This is a genomic window from Wolbachia endosymbiont (group B) of Protocalliphora azurea, from assembly GCF_947251865.1.
Classification (GTDB): Bacteria; Pseudomonadota; Alphaproteobacteria; order Rickettsiales; family Anaplasmataceae; genus Wolbachia.
Genome location: NZ_OX366394.1, coordinates 331,251 through 350,554, shown reverse-complemented (window position 1 = coordinate 350,554; position 19,304 = coordinate 331,251). Strand labels below are relative to the sequence as shown.

General features: G+C 33.3%; 10 protein-coding genes and 2 pseudogenes. 5 read left to right on the top strand and 7 right to left on the bottom strand.

The window, feature by feature from the left end; genetic code table 11:
• The first annotated feature begins 14 nt into the window (after window positions 1-14).
• Window positions 15-1,247 (top strand): IS256 family transposase, encoded by a 1,233-nt coding sequence (locus OPR35_RS01600; RefSeq protein WP_265024688.1) that lies wholly within the window; start codon window positions 15-17, stop codon window positions 1,245-1,247.
• A gap of 236 nt (window positions 1,248-1,483) precedes the next feature.
• On the opposite strand, the gene OPR35_RS01595 is transcribed toward OPR35_RS01600, so the two are convergent.
• From OPR35_RS01595 to OPR35_RS01585, 3 genes are all read right to left on the bottom strand, one after another.
• On the bottom strand, window positions 1,484-1,828 hold the full coding sequence (locus OPR35_RS01595; RefSeq protein WP_265024939.1) for a hypothetical protein: 345 nt from the start codon (window positions 1,826-1,828) through the stop codon (window positions 1,484-1,486).
• Window positions 1,764-3,449: a recombinase family protein gene (locus OPR35_RS01590; protein WP_265024938.1), complete on the bottom strand. Its 1,686-nt coding sequence runs from the start codon at window positions 3,447-3,449 to the stop codon at window positions 1,764-1,766. The genes OPR35_RS01595 and OPR35_RS01590 overlap by 65 nt, the downstream gene beginning before the upstream one ends.
• 268 nt (window positions 3,450-3,717) lie before the next feature.
• Complete coding sequence (locus OPR35_RS01585; RefSeq protein WP_265024937.1) at window positions 3,718-4,521, bottom strand: hypothetical protein; 804 nt, start codon at window positions 4,519-4,521, stop codon at window positions 3,718-3,720.
• Between the two features lie 198 nt (window positions 4,522-4,719).
• Here OPR35_RS01585 and OPR35_RS01580 point away from each other — a divergent pair, with 198 nt between their 5' ends.
• From OPR35_RS01580 to OPR35_RS01570, 3 genes are read left to right on the top strand one after another with little or no spacing between them, the layout of a single operon-like run.
• On the top strand, window positions 4,720-5,652 hold the full coding sequence (locus tag OPR35_RS01580) for a hypothetical protein (protein ID WP_265024936.1): 933 nt from the start codon (window positions 4,720-4,722) through the stop codon (window positions 5,650-5,652).
• A 43-nt stretch (window positions 5,653-5,695) separates the two neighbouring features.
• Window positions 5,696-6,025, top strand: coding sequence for a helix-turn-helix domain-containing protein (locus OPR35_RS01575; protein ID WP_262986608.1), 330 nt, complete (start codon window positions 5,696-5,698; stop codon window positions 6,023-6,025).
• A 22-nt stretch (window positions 6,026-6,047) separates the two neighbouring features.
• Complete coding sequence (locus OPR35_RS01570; protein ID WP_262986609.1) at window positions 6,048-6,410, top strand: helix-turn-helix domain-containing protein; 363 nt, start codon at window positions 6,048-6,050, stop codon at window positions 6,408-6,410.
• 319 nt (window positions 6,411-6,729) lie between these two features.
• Here OPR35_RS01570 and OPR35_RS01565 read toward each other — a convergent pair.
• The 3 genes and pseudogenes from OPR35_RS01565 to OPR35_RS01555 all read right to left on the bottom strand — a co-directional run.
• Window positions 6,730-7,961: pseudogene (locus OPR35_RS01565) on the bottom strand (IS256 family transposase).
• A 223-nt stretch (window positions 7,962-8,184) separates the two neighbouring features.
• The gene (locus tag OPR35_RS01560; RefSeq protein ID WP_265024935.1) at window positions 8,185-10,407 is read right to left on the bottom strand and encodes an ankyrin repeat domain-containing protein; all 2,223 of its coding nucleotides are present in this window, start codon (window positions 10,405-10,407) and stop codon (window positions 8,185-8,187) included.
• A gap of 447 nt (window positions 10,408-10,854) precedes the next feature.
• Window positions 10,855-10,971, bottom strand: a pseudogene (locus tag OPR35_RS01555) (IS5/IS1182 family transposase); the annotation flags it as partial.
• 192 nt (window positions 10,972-11,163) lie between these two features.
• Here OPR35_RS01555 and OPR35_RS01550 point away from each other — a divergent pair.
• Window positions 11,164-13,020: an ankyrin repeat domain-containing protein gene (locus tag OPR35_RS01550; protein WP_265024934.1), complete on the top strand. Its 1,857-nt coding sequence runs from the start codon at window positions 11,164-11,166 to the stop codon at window positions 13,018-13,020.
• An 85-nt stretch (window positions 13,021-13,105) separates the two neighbouring features.
• Here OPR35_RS01550 and OPR35_RS01545 read toward each other — a convergent pair whose 3' ends face one another.
• Entirely contained in the window at window positions 13,106-19,294 is a 6,189-nt protein-coding gene (locus OPR35_RS01545; protein ID WP_265024933.1) for a Tc toxin subunit A-related protein, read from the bottom strand.
• Window positions 19,295-19,304: the final 10 nt, after the last annotated feature.

The window sequence follows — 19,304 nt, the reverse complement described above, 5'->3', positions numbered from 1 at the left end:
AATGGAGGTTTGATATGAGTCAAGCAAATAGAACTACTGGTTTGGTAGATTATAAAGAATTAGAAACAAATATCCTGTCATCTATACGAGAAGGAAGACCATTGACAGGAAGAGATGGAGCATTAACACCGTTTATAAAAAGGCTGCTAGAGGCAAGTCTGGAAGGTGAAATAGAAAGCCACATGTCAGCTAAAAGTGAAGAAAATAACCGAAGAAATGGAAGGAATGCAAAAACTTTACGTACAAGTTCAGGCTCATTTGAACTATTAACACCAAGAGACAGAGAAGGAAGCTTTGAACCGCAAATAGTCAAAAAAAGGCAAACAAGCCTACATCCAGAACTTGAAGCAAAGGTCTTAAGTACATACGCCAGTGGCATGGGATACAGAGACATAGCTTCACACGTTGAGGAAATATATGACCATAAAATATCAGCAGCAGAGATATCCAATATTACTGATAAACTGCTACCAATAATCAATGAATGGCGCAGCCGTCCATTGCAATCAGTGTATCCAATAGTGTTCATGGATGGCATGTTTTTTAAGGTCAAGGAGGACGGACATTGCGTAAGTAAATGCATGTATAATATATTGGGTATAAATCAAAATGGCAGAAAAGAAGTATTAGGTTTTTATCTGGCTGAAAGTGAGGGAGCTAACTTCTGGTTGGGAGTTTTAAATGACCTCAAAGAAAGAGGAGTAGAAGATATTCTGATTGCATGTGTAGATGGGCTAAAAAGCTTTCCTGCAGCCATCAACAGTGTATTTCCCAGTGCAGAAGTGCAGCTATGTATAGTACACCAAATAAGAAATTCTCTGAAATATGTATCCAGTAAAGATGTAAAAGTTTTCATGAATGATCTGAAAAAAATATATCGTGCTTCAAGTAAAGAAATTGCTGAGAATTATCTGCTTGAGCTGGAAGAAAAATGGGGAGAAAAGTATCCTTTAGTTATAAAATCCTGGCAGAACAATTGGGAAAACTTATCCAGTTATTTTAAGTATTCTGGGCCAGTTAGGAAGCTGATTTACACCACTAATCCAATTGAGGGGTTGCATAGACAAATCAGGAAATTTACTAAAACTAAGGGTTCATTTACTAGTACAAATGCCTTGTACAAACAGGTATATTGTGCTATAAAAAAGGTAGAGCAAAGGTGGATTATGGCTCTCCCTAATTGGGCTTTAACTATGTCTCAACTTGATATTTTCTTTCCAGATAGATTGAAAATTGAGTTGAACTAAAAATGCGGCTTGACACACTTTTTTGAACGTTCCCAAAGGCTCTTGCTAACAAATAGTACAAATTTTAAAGTTCAGGTATTTTTTATAATATAAAACACTTCTACAAGCAATACTAATTAAAGTAAATTATTTATGGTAAATTAGATTAAGTTTTAAAAACCACTTTACTTTGTAATAGTTAACCATTTATTTCTGATATACAAGTAGCTATGTGAAACATAGCCACTTGTCTCCAATCAAGAACGTCCTACGGATGTCGTTTTGTTGTCTTTTAATTTATTCACCCAAGAAAAGGTCTCACTACTTTTAGAATTTTGGTCACCCCACCTTCCACACCTAGTAAAACTGCCTCTTTCTACTGCTTCTTTAACAGACATTCCACCAAATAAACAACCCTGTCCTATGATTTCTCCTATTTCTTGCAATTCATTCCACATTTCTTCATCTTCCACCTCAACTTGTACTTGATGATAGTCTTCTGTATCGTGATATACCATTAAATTTAGCTCTCCTAGACTAGTACAAAGTGTTACTGTAAATACACCTACGACAATGTTGCAAATTTTTATTTTCCTTTCCATTATGTCCAGAAGAGTTCGGTAGCTCTTTTACGCGAAATACCACATTTACGTCCTCAAGGTTAATTTCAATTCTCTTGACCAATGTTCTGATAATATCACGTTTAGTTAACCAGTCTGCGTTATCAAGGTTTAACGTAATATTGGAAGAAAAGTCTTCTAAATTGGCCACAACCAGAGTTACCTCCTGTTCTAATTCCTTTTGATAAAATATCTTTTTCTTCTCTTCTTTAATTGTTTTTAAGCTTTGTTTCATTGCTTTAATTCGTGGTTCAAATTCCTCTTGATTGATATATTCTTGAGCATAACTATCGATAAGTCTAGCAATACCACGTTTTAATTTATTTTCTTGTTTCTCTAGCAGGTCACTTTTTTGATCCAATGATGATTTTTTTAGTTCTGAAAGCCTACGCTTGTATTCTTCTAAAATCCTGTTTGGATTTTTCAATAACTGCTTAACCTCTTCCCACACAGCTGTTTCTAATGCATCTGAGCGAATGGGTTTATTGTCACAAATCTTATTACCACCAAAACGGTAAGAATCTTTACCACTACAACGGTAATATGCATAATGACCACCTTCTTCTTCTCGTCTACTTCTCATGCAAGTTCCGTAACATCCGTAATTACAACGCTTACATATGACTAAACCTTGTAGTAAGTACTTTGCTCCTCTTTTTCTTGTCCTTGCTACTTTTCTATTTTCAGCTAATTGTTCTTGAACAATATCAAATATATCTTCATCTACTATATTTGGCACTTTAATATAAATCCAATTTGCTTTTTCAACAGGATAGACAGAGTGGTTACTTTTTGGCTGCTCACAAGAGCCTTTCTGTGGTCTTACTTGCTTTAATCTTACTCCTAACCTTCTTCTACCAAAAGCTGCTTGTCCTTTGTAAGCAGGGTTTTTCAACATACTCCAAATTGTACCTTTATTCCAGCGTTCTTTTCCTTTTTGTGTCTTAATGGACATAGTATTTAGCCGACGACATACTTCCCCAATACTTGTTCTTTCTCTGCCTATCCACAAAAATACTTTACGAACGACATCAGCTTCTTTTTCGTTAATCTCAAATAAAGCTTGTCCTCCTCCCATATGCTTATCTATATAACGATAACCATAAGGAGCTCCTCCCATTACATTTACATAGCCTTTGTTAGCTGCATAGATTTTACCACGACGACTTCGTTCCATAATTTTCGCACGTTCATATTCTGCTATCATACCTTGCATTTGTAACAGTAATTGAGATTCTGGGTTACCGTTAATCTCATAATTTAAAAAAACCACTTTTGCTCCTGCTTTTTCAAATTCTTCAATCAGCACCATTTGATATGCATATTTTCTAGATAAACGATCAGGAGAATGAATGTAAATCTTATCAATTTTACCTTCTGTTACTTTATCACGTAATTTTTCTAAATCAGGGCGGACTAAATGAGATCCACTGTAGCCGTTATCAATAAATTTATACTCACTTAACAATCTGTATCCGTCCAGATTAATTTGCTTCTCTAAAGCTGCAATTTGACTTTCTATCGTATTTCCTTCTACTTGTTTCCCCGAAGAAACTCTCGCATATAAACATACTGTTACCATTTGACCCTCCTTGAATCCCATTTTTATGTTTTAAGTTTTTTTGACTTATTTCCTTTGACACTACCTTTTCATAAGCATCTGATAAGCATTGTTCTGCTAACCGATTAGGTTCATAGCTACAGCTAATTTGGATAGCTAATCTCTTGTTTCTCATGACTTTTCCTTGAAATAATATGTTCATATCATTCCTTAAAGCCGATGGTTAATTGATTATTAGCGCTATAAGTAAATCGGACTCTTGGTTCTGGACACAGAAGTTTTCGAGAAATGGTTTTCTCTAGTTTTATTTTTATGTTTTTTGCAACATTGTCGGTAGTGTAAAAGCGCTGTTATCCGATATATCCACGTAGTCTCTTTTTCCATCTTTTCCAGTTTTCACTTCAACTTCACCATCACCTATTTTTAGGATATTGCCACCAAGATTTAAATCTCCCTTGCTCAGGCCCAAGTTTTTTGCACCTTCTATAACTTTTGCAACATCAACTATGCAGCTATGTGAAAATTCAATATAGAAGGTCTTATTATCGATTTCTACATTTTCAACAGTCCCTTCTATAGTAGCGTTCTCTCCAACTTCCCTGAGCTTTTTGAGTAGATTATATATTTGTGGCTCAATTTCTTTTTGCACTTTTTCAGTTATTTTCTTATCAACTTGTACATTAAATTCTGCTCCATTTAAGGCTAACTTCCTGATTATATCTTCTTGTTTATTTCCTTTGAATTCATCACGATAAATCTTAAACATTGTAACGTTAGCGAAGCTAAAGCCATCTTCATTGGCAGCATTTATTCTTATTCCTAAGTCCAAAGCTTCATCGATAACTTTACTTAACTCGTTTATATTTTTAGCTGCAATAGCTTTTTCCAGGAATTCATTTAGTTTCATATTTTCATATTCACTTAGTCTTGTCCTGCATAAAGCTGATCGAAATGGATTGAGCTTCTCAGGATATGTTAAGACAGGTAATTTACTAATCTTTTTATTCGCTGTTGGAGCAGCTTTTATTAAATTAGGCAATAATCCTTCTTTTGCTATTCGCTCTACCGCTTTTAACATTTTACTAGACAATCTTTTACTATTTATTTTTTTCATTGTAACTCTCACTTAATCTAATTACTATTCGATCATATCGTGATAAATATTATTTAATTGTTAATATTATACGACTTATTAATTTACTGTATATTATAATAACAAGTTTTACGGGCATTTACACTAGAAAAACACATCTTGTAAAAATTATTTCAATTTCAATAAAAGTTGGGTATTGTGATTGTAAAACTGAAAGAAATGGATCTCTTGTCTTACTCCACTGAAAAGTTGAAGAAGCATTGTCAGCTACTTGATAATGAAGAAAAAATAATTCTATATGAGCAGCTGCTAGACAAGGCTAAAGACATACTTGAAAATTCAAGAGATAATGTTTCTGAACTGAAAAAGATCAGTAAAGCTGCTTTAGCAATAGAGGAAACTACCGATAAGCAGTTACTAGAAAAGTTTAATGATGACCACCCGCTAAGAGAATTGGATATTCTGATCTATTCTCCTCAAGGAAACACTGACGTAGCAAACTATTTATTCAGTATAGATAACTCATCAGAGCTTTATGATTTAAAAAAAGATAAGGATAAAGCTCTTTATAATGCAGTTAAGTCAAATGATGTTGAGCTCATAAAAAAGCTGCTCATGATTCTTGTACCTGAAAAAGTAAGTAATTTTGATACGAAATATTTGGAAGAATTAAAAATATCGTTATCAGGAATTCACAAAGAATTGCAATTATCACAAGATATGAAAAATTATCTTGTGAAGACGATAAAGTTCTATAGTTTTTTATGTAGTAATTTTAGCTTATTAGTTGCAAATCCTACTGATGTAAAAGCTATGATCAATCTGTTTGCTACCCAACCAAATATTGATTACCAAATAGATAAGCTTCTGCTTTCTTTTATTGTGAAAGATGTTGAGGAAAAAAAGCTGAATTCTGAAATCAAACACATGATAGAGCTTCTTGAGCAGCATGAAAGATTTGTTGAGCTCGAATATAAGGTTAGAAGATTAAGATCAGAGTTTGCATGTGGCAAAAGCAGATACTCGGCTGAAGTAATACGAAATAGCATTGCAGAACGAGAAAAAGAGATGAGGGAAATTGAGAAAAAATACGTAAGGCCAAACGATTTAATTAGCGAGAGGCAGAAATTATTAAAGCAATTACTTTGCTAGCTTTTTCATAAAATTTGTTGTAAATTTGAATAAGAGGTGAAAAGTGCAATTAGGTAAAAAAATAAAACAACTTAGGTTAGATCGTTCTTTGACACAGACCGAATTGGGAAAGAGAATAGGTGTTTCGTATAGACAGATACAAAAGTACGAAAATGGTTCAAATTGTGTTTTGGCCAGTAGATTATATGATTTAGCAAAAGCACTATCGATAGATGTTGCTAACTTTTTTACTGATATGCATACTGACTCACATGAAGCTTATGATGAAGAAATACTAAAGTTAGTCAAAGGATATAACGAAATTAAGAGCAAAAGGTTACGTAGTGCAGTTTATATATTGGTAAAATCTTTTTCTCAAAGTGATAATACATAGTTAATATTACCTGATACGTAAAATGACTATACAACATCCTATCAATAAACAAATAGGGGAAAGAATAAGGAAAAGAAGGCTAATGTGTGGTTTTAGTCAAAGAGACTTAGGAAAAAAGCTTGAAATTTCATTTCAGCATGTACAAGGATATGAAAGCGGAGAGATTAGGCTTGTAGTTGATAGGTTATATAAATTAGCAGAAGTACTATCGGTTGATATGTCGTATTTTTTTACCAAAGCCTCTGAAGACTTACATGATAAGGCCTTCCATAGCGATGTAGGCAGCGAAGAAATATCAAGGCTAGTGAGGGAATATAGAAAAATTGAGGATGAAACTCTGCGTGACATTGTTCATTTAGTGATTAAGGCTCTTGCTCACAAATAATACAGGTTTTAAAGTACAAATACCTGGATATTTTCATAACATGAAGAAGTTTTCAATAAACCATTGCGTCAAGTTAAGGAAAAGTAGAATAAGGAAAAAAGAAGATGAAAAAAAACTATTTTATATATTAAGTTAGTAATTTATAAACTTTTCTAAAATAATTGCAACCGTTCACAGAGATAAGGTAGTGCAAGAAAAGGTTGTAGCAGAAAACGCTTCTAAGAAACTCCCTCAACCAGTTCATCTTTTTGAACTAAGATGTAGCCAAATTCCTGTGCTTTTTTGGGGAATGTTCAAAAAAGTGTGTCAAAGCGAATTTTTAGTTCAACTCAATTTTTAACCTATCAGGAAAAAAGATATCAAGTTGAGATATAGTTAGAGCCCAATTAGGCAAAGCCATAGCCCATTTTTACTCTATCTTTTTTATAGCACAATATACCAATTTGTACAAGGCATTTGTACTGGTAAATGAACCTTTGGTTTTAGTAAATTTTCTGATTTGTCTGTGCAACCCCTCAATTGGATTGGTGGTATAAATTAGCCTTCTAACAGGGCCAGAATACTTAAAATAACTAGACAAATTTTCCCAATTGTTTTGCCACGATTTTATGACTAAAGGATATTTTTCACCCCATTTTTCCTCCAGTTCAAGTAAATAATTTTCGGCGATTTCTCTACCTGTAGCACGGTATATTTTTTTCAAATCATTCATAAAAACTTTTATATCTTTGCTGGATACGTATTTTAGTGAATTTCTTATTTGGTGCACAATGCATAACTGTACCTCAGCATTGGGAAATACGCTATTTATAGCTGTAGGGAAGCTTTTTAGACCGTCAACACAAGCTATCAAAATGTCTTCTACTCCTCTCTCTTTTAAGTCATTTAATACGCCTAGCCAGAAGTTAGCTCCCTCACTTTCTGCTAAGTAAAAACCCAGTACTTCTTTTCTGCCATTTTGGTCTATTCCTAATATATTGTACATGCATTTACTTATGCAATGTCCATTCTCTTTGACCTTAAAAAACATCCCATCCATAAATACTATCGGGTATACTGATTGTAGGGGACGACTCCTCCATTCATTGATTATAGGCAGTAATTTATCTGTAATTCCAGATATCTCTGCTGCAGATATTTTATGGTCATAGATTTCTTCCACATAGGATGCTATATCCCTGTATCCCACACCGCTTGCAAACATGTTCAAGACCTTTGTTTCAAGTTCTGTTGTTTGCCTTTTTTTTTCACTATCTGTGGTTCGAAACTTCCCTCTCTATCTCTTGGTGTCAATAGTTCAAATGAACCTGCACTCGTCTTCAAAGTTTTGCCATTCTTTCCGTTTCTTCGATTCTTTTCTTCTCTTTCATTAGATAAATGATGCTCTATTTCACCTTCTAGACTTGCTTCCAGCAGCCTTTTTACAAATGGTGTTAATGCTCCATCTCTCCCCATCAATGGTTTACCTTCCCTTATTGATGACAGTATATTTGCTTCCAGCTCTTTGTAATCTACTAGGCCAGTCGTTCCATTTTCTATTTTGTAACTCATATATCAAACCTCTATTTTTTGTTTCTATTTTATTTTTATTTCTCGGTTTGACACACTTTTTTGAACATTCCCTGAAATAAAACAGAAACAAACGTGCTGTTTATTGCAGCTTTTGGGTAATTTAATGATAAAAATTTTAGAGAGAAATTTTATACACTATCGCTGATATTTTTCCTTAAGTTGACGCCATTGCGTGAACGGTTACCAAAAACTAGCTTTTATGTTACATAAGCTTCCTAACTCGCGTTGAATTAATAGAAACATCTTCTAGATAGTTGTTAGGCTTATTACTCTGCAAGTTAAAACTTCTTTGCTGTTCTGTATGACTAGAACTTGGCAATGTATCATCTGCATCCTTATAATAATCTACGTTTAACCTGTTATTAAAGGCAACTATAAATTCATTACATTTTTTTGAATTTAATTTAGCTGCTTGCTCACCAGTGCAAGCTTTCTTTATATACAAACTTAAAAACTCAGGTACCTCATTAAGTTTATTGCTAGCAACCTTAGTATAAATTCCTTTGTACACCTCTAAAAAATCAATATCCAACAAGCGTATTGGTATACGACTCTCTCTTGCCGCGTATTTCACCGCTTTTTCAAATGCATGATTAATACTTAATGTATAACCTAATATTTGCTGTTCAGAAGGACCTTCAACTTTAGTAGAAATATATTTTTGCCCAGTAAATTTTCTTACAATCACATCCAGTAGTGATATTGTACTATTAAGGTCAACCTGTGATGGATAAAAAGCTGCTGCATTATTTTGACTATTATAGTCATAAGCTAACTGCGGGGTTTTTTCAACCTTAACGTTATAAGAGTTGCCAACAAGTAGGGCATCTCTTGAACTTAGAGAATTAGATAAATGGCTTGTTGGGCTTTTAACTTTAGTAGGGTAACTGAGTGAATGCTGAACATCACGACGTCTACGACTAGCGCTCTTTCCTTGTAGGAATTCTATAACACTTTTGCAATCCTTACTTTCTTGTCTCTTAGCAAGATCCAAAGGCGTTCTGTCTTTTTTATTTTTAGCATTAACATTAGCTCCCTTCTCATCTACGAGGTACTTTACTACGTTCAAGTGACAGTTATCAGCAGCTACATGTAAGACTGTATTGCCATAATTATTCTTGATATTAATAATATCAGGCTTTTTATCCACAAAGATTTTAACTATCTCTAACTTACCATTTTCAGCAGCAACATGTATTGGCATGTTGCCGTCATTATTAGATTTAGCATAGATATCGATATCTGGAGTATCTACAAGAACTTTAGCCACAGCTGAACTACCTTCTTGAGCAGCTATATGTAAAGGTGTAAAACCTAGGTCACTTTTAGAATTAACATTAGCACCCTTCTCTACGAGAAATCTAGGTACGCTCAATCTATCATTCTTAACGGAATAGTGTAGAGGTGTCCACTCACTCTTATCTTTAGCATCAACCGAGACGCCCTTGCTCAGAAGGAATTCAACTACTTTTGAATCAAGATTATTTTCAGCAGCGTAATGTAATGGTACTTTGTAATGATTATCTTTAACATTAACATCAGCTCCTTTTTTTTCTATAAGGTACTGTACTAAATCTAGCATACCACCATGGGCAGCACCATGCAAGACAGCACGTCCACCATTATCCTTAATATTAACATTAGCCCCTTTTTCTATGAGATACTCTACTATATCAAGGGTACGTTGATAGGCAGCATTGTACAAGGGAGTACATCCATTATTATCTTTAGCATTAACATTAGCGTTTTTTTGTATAAGAAACTTTATTATATCCAAGCTAGCCCGGTTAACAGCATTGTGCAGAGGGGTAGACCCACCATTATCTTTAATACTAACATCAGCACCTTTTTCTATGAGATACTTTGCTATATTTAAAGCATTATCAGAAGCAAGAGCAACAGCTAAATTTAACGGAGTATATCCATTATTATCTTTAGCATTAACGTTAGCACCTTTCTCTACTAAACGTTTTACTTCATCTAAGTCATCAAGCATAACAGCAGTGTGCAAAGGGTTATACCCATCATCAGCTTCTTTAACATTAAACCCTCTTTCTTCTACAAGATATCTTACTATATTTAATCTCCCCCATCTAATCGCGGTATGTACGAAATTGTACCCATCATTAGCCACAGCCTTAACATCAGCCCCTTTTTCTATGAGATACCTTACTATATTTACCTTTCCAGCCTGAGCACCACTGTGCAAGGGAGTATATCCATCTTTACCTTTGTCATTAACATCAGCCCCTTTTTCTGTAAGGTATTTTACTACACTCAAGCTGCCCCACCTAGCAGCGGTGTGTAGGGGAGTATATCCATCTTTACCTTTAGCATTAACACTAGCACCTTTTTCTACAAGAGCTTTAACCTTATCATAGTTATCTTCTCTTATAGCGCTGAATAGCTCATCATCTAAACTCATTTCGCCTCCTTTTAATCTTATTATATAGCCACTTTAATCATACTAAAATATTTTTGCAAAGCAACCCCTCTATTAAAGTGCTTTGCTAAAAAAAATATTCATTCTCTTTTCCTAAATTGCTGGTTAATTGACTACATATCAAATAAAGTGCTTTACCCACCTGTAGAATATGTTGGTTTGGGAAAAATTAAGAGGCATGATATGTTAAATCTGAATGATTATATTAAAGATAATGCTTTGTGTTTAGATGATTTAGACATAAAAGAATGAATAAATTTTTTGCAAGATTCAGACATTACGCAGCTCATTTTATCCAAGAGCTACATTGATAGTGAAAGAGCGAGAATAATTTTGGCTAGTTCAACGTGTTTAGTAAAACTTATTAAGCTTGACTTAAGTAATAATAAAATCGTTGCAGAAGGTACAAATGCTCTAGTTAATTCTCCATTTCTTAGTCTCTTCTTCCATTATAATTTCTATTATTTTTTCAAATGTTTTTCTTTTTACTCCTGTTAATCTTCTAAAATCCTCTTCATCGAGTTTACTTATTTGTTCAATTTGCATACCTTCATTGATATTGCTTTTGGTATCATTTCCTCAGTTATGCAAAAAGTCTAGAAATTTAGGAAAAGAGAATTAATAGTTTTTTGTAATAAAATAACATGTTGCTTTTCAGAAATATTTTAGTATGGTTAAAGTGGCTTGAGGTGAAAAGTTATTATTATAAGTAAATGTAGTTTAAGCAAGGGGCAAAGAATGAAAAATTTAATTATTAATCGTAGTAAGCGTGATGTTGCTAATTGTAAAGATAGTCATACTAGATGTGATCCTATTACTGATACATGCTGGGATGATCCTACATGCGAGAATGAATTCAACCCAACTTCTCCAACACCAACTTCTCCAACACCAACTTCTCCAACAAAAGATGATATGTTATTTGATGCTGTAATAACAGGTGACTATAATAAAGTTAAGGCTCTTTTAGAGGAAGGGGCAAATGTTAATGCTAAAAATAGTAATGGCTCTACTCCTCTGCACTTAGCTGCTGAAAAAGGTATCTTAAATATAGTAGAAAAGCTTGTAGAGAATAAAGCTGATGTTAATGCTAAAGACTATAATGGGTATACTCCTTTAATCGTTGCTCTTAATCGGGATAAGCTCGAGATAGCAAGGTTTCTTACTGAAAAATCAGCTAAATCATCTGGAATCCCACTTCTGCAGTACGTTGCTGCAAATAGTCCAAAGAAGGCTATGGAGCTTTTCATAAACGGTGATAATGTTAATACGAAAGATGATGATAATAGAGTACTATTACACTATGCTGCTGAAAGTAATAGCGATCCAGCAGTTGAATACCTTATAAGCAAGAACGCTACAATTAATGCTAAAAGCGGGAGTTGTTGGACACCTCTACACTATGCTGCTAAAAATAATAATTCGGAAGTGTCCAGACTACTTATACAGAGTGGCGCTGAAGTTAATTCTAAAAGTGACCTAGGTTTTACACCTTTACATATAGCTGCTCGAGAGGGTAATACAGGTGTAGTTCGATTTCTTATAGATAACAAAGATGTAGATATCTACGCTAAATCTAATAATGACGGCAACATGCCAATACATGTTGCTGCTGAAAATGGCAAGTTAGAGATAGTTAAAATTTTTGTGGATAAAAAGCCTGATATTATTAGTGTCAAGAATAATTATGGCAATACAGTCTTACATGTAGCTGCTGATAACTGTCACTTGAACGTAGTAAAGTACCTCGTAGATGAGAAAGGAGCTAATGTTAATGCTAAAAATGACAAAGGTAGAACGCCCTTGGATCTTGCTAAGAGACAAGAAAGTAAGGATTGTAAAAGTGTTATAGACTTTCTACAAGCAAAGAGCGCTAGTCGTAGACGTCGTGATGTTCAGCATTCACTTAGTTACCCTACTAAAGTTAAAAGCCCAACAAGCCATTTATCTAATTCTCTAAGTTCAAGAGATGCCCTACTTGTTGGCAACTCTTATAACGTTAAGATTGAAAAAACCCCGCAGTTAGCTTATGGCTATAATAGTCAAAATAATGCAATAGCTCTTCATCCATCACAGGTTGACCTTAATAGTACAATATCACTACTGGATGTGATTGTAAGAAAATTTACTGGGCAAAAATATATTTCTACTAAAGTTGAAGGTCCTTCTGAACAACAAATATTAGGTTATACATTGAGTATTAATCATGCATTTGAGAAAGCAGTGAAACACGCGGCAAGAGAGAGTCGTATACCAATACGCTTGTTGGATATTGATTTTTTAGAGGTGTACAAAGGAATTTATACTAAGGTTGCTAGTAATAAACTTAATGAGGTACCTGAGTTTTTAAGTTTGTATATAGAGAAAGCTTGCACTGGTGAGCAAGCAGCTAAATTAAATTCAAAGAAATGTAATGAATTTATGGCTGCCTTTAATAACAGGTTAAACGTAGATTATCATAAGGATGCAGATGATACATTGCCAAGTTCTAGTCATACAGAACAGCAAAGAAGTTTTAACTTGCAGAGTAATAAGCCCAACAACTATCTAGAAGATGTTTCTGTTAATTCAACGCGAGTTAGGAAGCTTATGTAAGGCAGGCAGCAATATAAAAAATTAAGCTAGCTTTATTTTGAAGCCTACTGACTTCTTATACGGAATAATCAGTAGGCTATTTTTTCTAACTCCAATTGATTTCTCCTGTGTAAGGAATAATAATTGTTATTTCGTCGATTGAACTAGTACCAGCTGCTTTGAGCTTCCAATCGCTATCAAGCTTAATAGAAGATTTGTCTATATTGATCTTGTACGACTTTGGATCCCAATTACAGCTATTTACTGTTATTTTCATATTAGGAGCCTGTGGTGTAGGAAAAACATAAATGCTATCGCCAATTTCTGGGTTCTTAACGTAAGTAGGAAAGATCTCAGCAGATGGTTTAAATGTTAATTCATCGTATTTTTGCTTAAATTTCTCCCAGGTATCAGGATAAGCTACACTGAGATTTAAAAGCAACATTTCAGATATGCGTTTGAGTGTAGAAAGGTTCTGTACATCTTGTCTGAATCCTTTTCCTCCATCAAATGCTGTATAATCAACATGTATTATCACATCAGAGATAGTACTAACATTAAACCTATTAGTTCCTTGAGGAAGATTTAATTCCCAATCAGAAACCACTCCTGTACCTTCAAAAGGCAAATAACGTTCATCGTTAAAGTTAAGTTCAAATAATCCACTATCTTGATCTCCTTTTGATATCGCTATTTGCTGGTTCGGTTTAAAATCTGTTCTTAGGACATTACTGTCTGGTTGATTAATACCTTTTTCCCCTAACAAGAACTTTATTGCATTAATATCATCTTTAAGTACTACCTTATTACTTGTTTGCTGCAAGCTGGCATGAATATTTTCATAAGGACCAACTACTGCAGGAACAGTAATTCTTATGTTCTTTATCTTACGACAATAATGACCAGGAAAGTCTAGATCAAACAATTTTTCTGTAAAACTAAACTTACAACTGCCTTTATTTTTGAGTTCATGAAGTGCCAAAGGATCCATTTGTTTTAAAGAAATTACTTTAGTGATTTCAAGAGCTCTTTTATTATCATTGTTATAGTTCTTTATCATTTCTTCAAGTTGAAACTTTAAGTTGTTTCCAGCAAGCAGTCCTTCTTTCATACTATTCCAAGAGTTAGCTGTGATATATGACTTATTATTGTTAAGTTCATATTGATAAGCTTTTTCTGCTTGCACAGCAACTTCCAATGCCATTTTATAAGCTTGAAAGTACACACGTGCTATCTGTCCCCTCATCCAATTATACAACTCCCGATTAGTAAACTTACTTCTAAAGAACTCTTCTTTTTCCTTAATTTGTTCTATTGATTTTTTATGGACTTTAAGATCTTGTATAGCATTCTCTTGATAAATTTTATTTGCTTCTATTTGATAGTTAATCTGCTCTGTATCGTAAGAAGCCATAGCCTTTTGCAACTCCCAATCTTCAGCACGTCTTCTGTAGTTCTCCGTAGTATAAGCTATTTGTGCTTTTTCATTTAAAATCATTGCTGCTGATTCAGCTATATTCGCTCCTACTTCGATAGCATTACCTGGTTGAAAAGCTCCTACGGCAAGACCGTAGACTGTAGGTATCAAGTGTGCAGCAGCAGCAACTCCTCTGGTAACCGCAACCCCTGTTCTTACATCAATCGCTGTGCTAGAGAGTGCTATTGCTTCTTTTTCGCCAGCTGACAAATCATTGATAATTAGTCTTTCATAGTGTGATTGACGATTCTTAGCATTTAGTAGACTTTCATTCAGTCCATCTTTCTCCTTTTTTAAAGCTTCTATAATTTTTTCTTTAATTGATGTAATGAGATTAGCCATTATTCCTTCTTGTTTGTTGTAAAGGACAGCTAGTGTTTCAGTATCTTTTTTCTCAAGTACACTTAATAACTCGTTACCAAATTGAATTACAGTTTCCACTATTGATTTAGCATAAGAAATCATGTAACTAAATCGGTAATGTGGTATAGACTGACCAGGTATTTCGATATTATTACCACTACTAGTTTCAGCAACTCTTTGATTGGGATCTATTGGTGAGTCAAACAAAGGTAATACTGAACTTTTTCCAGTCCTATCTAAACAATGTCTTATTTTATAAAGCTCGTCTTCAATTCTATTCCATAAGTCGATAAACTCTTTATTTGGAGGCGTGCAGAAATAATCATCATATTTTGTAATATTAATAATTTCATTAATGGATCGTCTTTTATAAGGTATTTGTATATTTTGAGCACTAGCTGGTAATTTTGCTTCCATTTGAGCTATACTTAAGCCTTTTAATTCTTTAAAGCTTTTAGCAATAGTTTCATGTTTACCATTTTTAATGGGTTTAGGTCCAAGTAAATCCCAAGCTCTAATATATATCATAGTAGCTTGATTTAATCCTTCCCATGATCCTTTAGCAAAGAGCATATTCCCCCAGTCAATTAGATTGTCTACATAAGAAATTATGATGTACTTTTTAAATGATTCTATATTTTGCTTTGCAATAATATATGGATCATATGGATCTATTTCTAACTCCGTTTTTGTCTGAGAGTCTTTTAAATAATCTATAATGTTTTTCCCTTGAATAAAAGGTAAAAACTGCCACGGCTGTTCGGTGTTATTAGGATCTAGAATATATTGATACCACTTCTGTGCTATAGAAAAATCTTGTTCTTGATTTAAATGCCAAGCAATCAGTGTTGGTATGTGATAGAATATTTCCCACAGGTAAATACCATAAGCACCATTAAAATCTAGAGTATTGCCTGGTGGATGACTCACTTTTGCGGTTGGCTCAAATCTGTTAAATTTAAGTTGTTCAAACTTTTGTGAATCTAAAGTTAAAACCCTCTTAGGATTACCTAAATAAGCTTTTTTACGTAATTCACGGACATTACCAGTAATATTTAATCTCACAAATGTAAATGAGACATCTTCTATTGGCATCTTTGGAGCCGGACTGTTATATTTACATTCTAATTTCTTTTGATCAATAATTTCATAGGTTGATTTTTCACTAATTCTACTCAAGTCATATGCCTTATTGGTAAACAATAGAAATGACTCATGGACGTTTTCACCTTTAAGATTTCCTTCAATAATGAACCATCCTGGTTTGTTCATTACTTGCTGAGCTAGAGAGATTTTAAAATCCCCAAGCAGTTTTGTTTCACCTGGAATAAAATTATTTTCATTATCACTATCAATTTGATTGGTAGCATTACTTTTAAAAATATTTTTGGTCAATCTCAGAAAAAGTTGATCTTTTTTATCCTTATCTATAGCACAGGAGTAGCGCTCTCCTTCTAAAGAAAAATCAGCAAATTTCCCATTCCTATTTTCGACAGTTAGATCCTCATCTAGGGTAAATAAATTGAAAGTTTCATCCTCTTTCATTTCACCCATTAAAATTATAATACGTCCCTCTTCTCCTTCTTTCTCTCTTAGATAAAAAGCTGCCACTTTTTTCCAGTGTAATTTATTTTTTTCCTCAGCTTTATCTATTTTAATACTACTTGCTAACTCATGTGGTGCTGACCAACTGCCACTTGGTTTCTGAAAGATATAATTGATTGTTGCATAAATTTTATCAGATAAATCATCTTGCTTGCCCTTTTCACTTTCTTTCTTCGTAACTTGTTGTAACCAAAAAATAAATAGTCTATTGAATGCATAAATTGGCGTTACAGTTTTTGCTGGAATTGCTGACTCAATTTTTTCCCAGGCAGTCCAATAGACAAATTTTTCGTTATCTTTATCGAAGACTGCTGTGCGGTAGTAATAGTTGTATGGCTGGGCAATTGTCCGTCCTATAATATACAGAGTATCTTTTTTTGCTCCAAAAATTTTATCCTCTACTTCTTCAAAATAACTATCTACTATTTTTAAAGTTGAAACTCCTTCGAAATCTTCAAAATACTTGAGGTATCCATTGCTTACTGCTTCATCTGTAATATTTCCTTGCATTAAGGTGTTTTGTAGTGTTTTATATTCTGGGCTTATTATCTTCTGTAAAGTAGGATTTAAATAATTTTCAGGATATAAGTTTATCTTACTGATTGCTTCCCATTCTCGATAACTCGATAGCCATTTCCATTTCTCCTCATTTAGCTCTTTATCAATAGTGACATCTTTTTCTAAGCCCATTATAGAGCGGTGAATATATAGTTGCACACTGTTTAGTGCTGCTTTTAAAGGTGATATCTTTGAGCAATCACTCATTTCAACATCTATCAATAAATGCGAATATAATTCTCGCATATCTTTAATCTTGAGTATGTGTACTAAATATCTTGCTAGAATATCACGTTTTTGCTCGGCTAAATATTTTTTCACTCTTTCTTTAACTTCGTCATTTCCTGATAATTCTAAGTTACCTAGAGTATCATTATATTTTCTCCAATCACTTTCATCCTTTACTTTTAAATTATATAAATCTCTTAATTCTAATAAAGCTACGTCATTAATTCCAGATTCGGTTACTACATCCATAACAAGCTTAATTTTTGTTAAAGATTCTATAGAGTTTTTTTCTTTAGTGAAATTTTCTTTAAATATTTCTATCTCCTTTATCTTTTTCAGCGTATTCCTGTTCCAGTTAGTGAGTGATTCTATCTTCTCTATAACTTCACTTTCTTTATAGTCTGTTCCACGTAACCAATCTGTATACTTTGAAAAGGTAATATCGTTATTAGAAAATTGATCTGTTAGAACCTTATAGCTTACGATAGTTTTAATCTGTTCTAATGACCAATTTGAAACTATCCCATAAAAGTCACCATGTTTTGTAATATTATTGACGTCTTCTGCTGATAATTTTAAGGCTTTAAATATAGCAATATTTTGTAGGAGTGGTTTTACTGGTACCTTAGATCCTTTATACTTTTTAGTAAATTCATAAATAGCATTGAATAGATCTGTTTGTACTTCTACATATTGAGATATTATGTTATAAAGAAGTTCTTCTCTTGAAAGCTCTGATGATTGAGATTGCCTTTCTATTTCTTCCTCTATTTTACTTACTTGTTCTTGAAAAGAAATAGGAGGATTGAGCAGATCATTTAGTTGTGCAATAGTGATTGAGTACTTTTTCAACCAGTCGTTTAATTCAATTACGTGTTCTATATTTGTAAAATTTAGTTCAGTAATTTGTAATTGTGATAAAAATTTAATAAGCTCCAATATTGGTATGCCTACTACTTTTGCTAATGAAACTTGCTTATATATTCTTAAAAACCTCAAGTTTCCGGAAGATTTAGACTTATCTTTAGTATCATTATAATTAACTAAATAGGATAACTCATTACCATCAACTTTTAAAATATCTTGTAATGTGCTGCTGATTTTGACATTAGCATCTATTATGTCCTGAAACTGTTGATAGTCTTTTTTTAACAGCTCTCGAAATTCTTCGGGAACTTTATTAGTAACAAAAAAATCAACTGAGGAATAACAAAGTTCGGATATTTTGTTCAAAGGTTGTTTTAATTTATTTTGCAGATTCTTAACTGCCGCTATTAACTTTATAGTATCAGCATTAATTTCATTTTTATCGATAATTAATAAAATTTGGCCTAACTCAGTAAATGACCAATCAAGTTGTACTGCCAGACGAATAAAACGGTGTAAAAATCCCAACGCATTATTATCAATATTATTGATAGTTTTATCTTTAATTGTTAGTTTTGCCGAATCAGCAAGTTTTTTAATTTTGTTATAACTATCAAGCAATAACTCTAATTCATCATAACTTATATTAGCTTTAGCAATAAATAAATCAACTTTTGCTAGTCCTTCTAAATTATCAACTCCATATACTTCTTTTAAATGAGATTCTGTTTTCTCTGTAGAAATGATTATTTGATAAGCTTCTGGTGAAAGATGTAAGGATTCTGCAGTTGTGTCAGCATCTTTTATTAGTATTTTATACATCTCTGCTAAACTTATTTCATGCTCCTTAAGATAAGCACGTATACCAATTAAGGGAAAGTTAGCTGGTAAATTAAATGGATACTTAGCTGTTGCTAATTTTTGTAGTATGTTTCCTTTTGATTCTTTTTTGAGCTTCTCCTCCATTATCTGATTGGCAACTTCCAGATATAGTTTTTCCTTATTAGTATTATCACAGTCTAATTTAATATTCTCCAAATCAGGACGTCGTGAATTCAGTGTGTTGGGTTTAATGTATTTTTCAACAGTTTCCATAAGCTTAACGAAATAAGCTGCTGGGCTTAAAACTGACTGGCAGTCATCGCATTCAGAATAAACATTTTCTGTTCCAAATGTATTTTCAACTATTTTTGTCATATTGTTCTCC

Coding starts and splice junctions, on each gene's coding strand:
- OPR35_RS01600 (WP_265024688.1), top strand. CDS start 15: ATGAGTCAAGCAAATAGAACTACTGGTTTGGTAGATTATAAAGAATTA.
- OPR35_RS01595 (WP_265024939.1), bottom strand. CDS start 1,828: ATGGAAAGGAAAATAAAAATTTGCAACATTGTCGTAGGTGTATTTACA.
- OPR35_RS01590 (WP_265024938.1), bottom strand. CDS start 3,449: ATGGGATTCAAGGAGGGTCAAATGGTAACAGTATGTTTATATGCGAGA.
- OPR35_RS01585 (WP_265024937.1), bottom strand. CDS start 4,521: ATGAAAAAAATAAATAGTAAAAGATTGTCTAGTAAAATGTTAAAAGCG.
- OPR35_RS01580 (WP_265024936.1), top strand. CDS start 4,720: ATGGATCTCTTGTCTTACTCCACTGAAAAGTTGAAGAAGCATTGTCAG.
- OPR35_RS01570 (WP_262986609.1), top strand. CDS start 6,048: ATGACTATACAACATCCTATCAATAAACAAATAGGGGAAAGAATAAGG.
- OPR35_RS01560 (WP_265024935.1), bottom strand. CDS start 10,407: ATGAGTTTAGATGATGAGCTATTCAGCGCTATAAGAGAAGATAACTAT.
- OPR35_RS01550 (WP_265024934.1), top strand. CDS start 11,164: ATGAAAAATTTAATTATTAATCGTAGTAAGCGTGATGTTGCTAATTGT.
- OPR35_RS01545 (WP_265024933.1), bottom strand. CDS start 19,294: ATGACAAAAATAGTTGAAAATACATTTGGAACAGAAAATGTTTATTCT.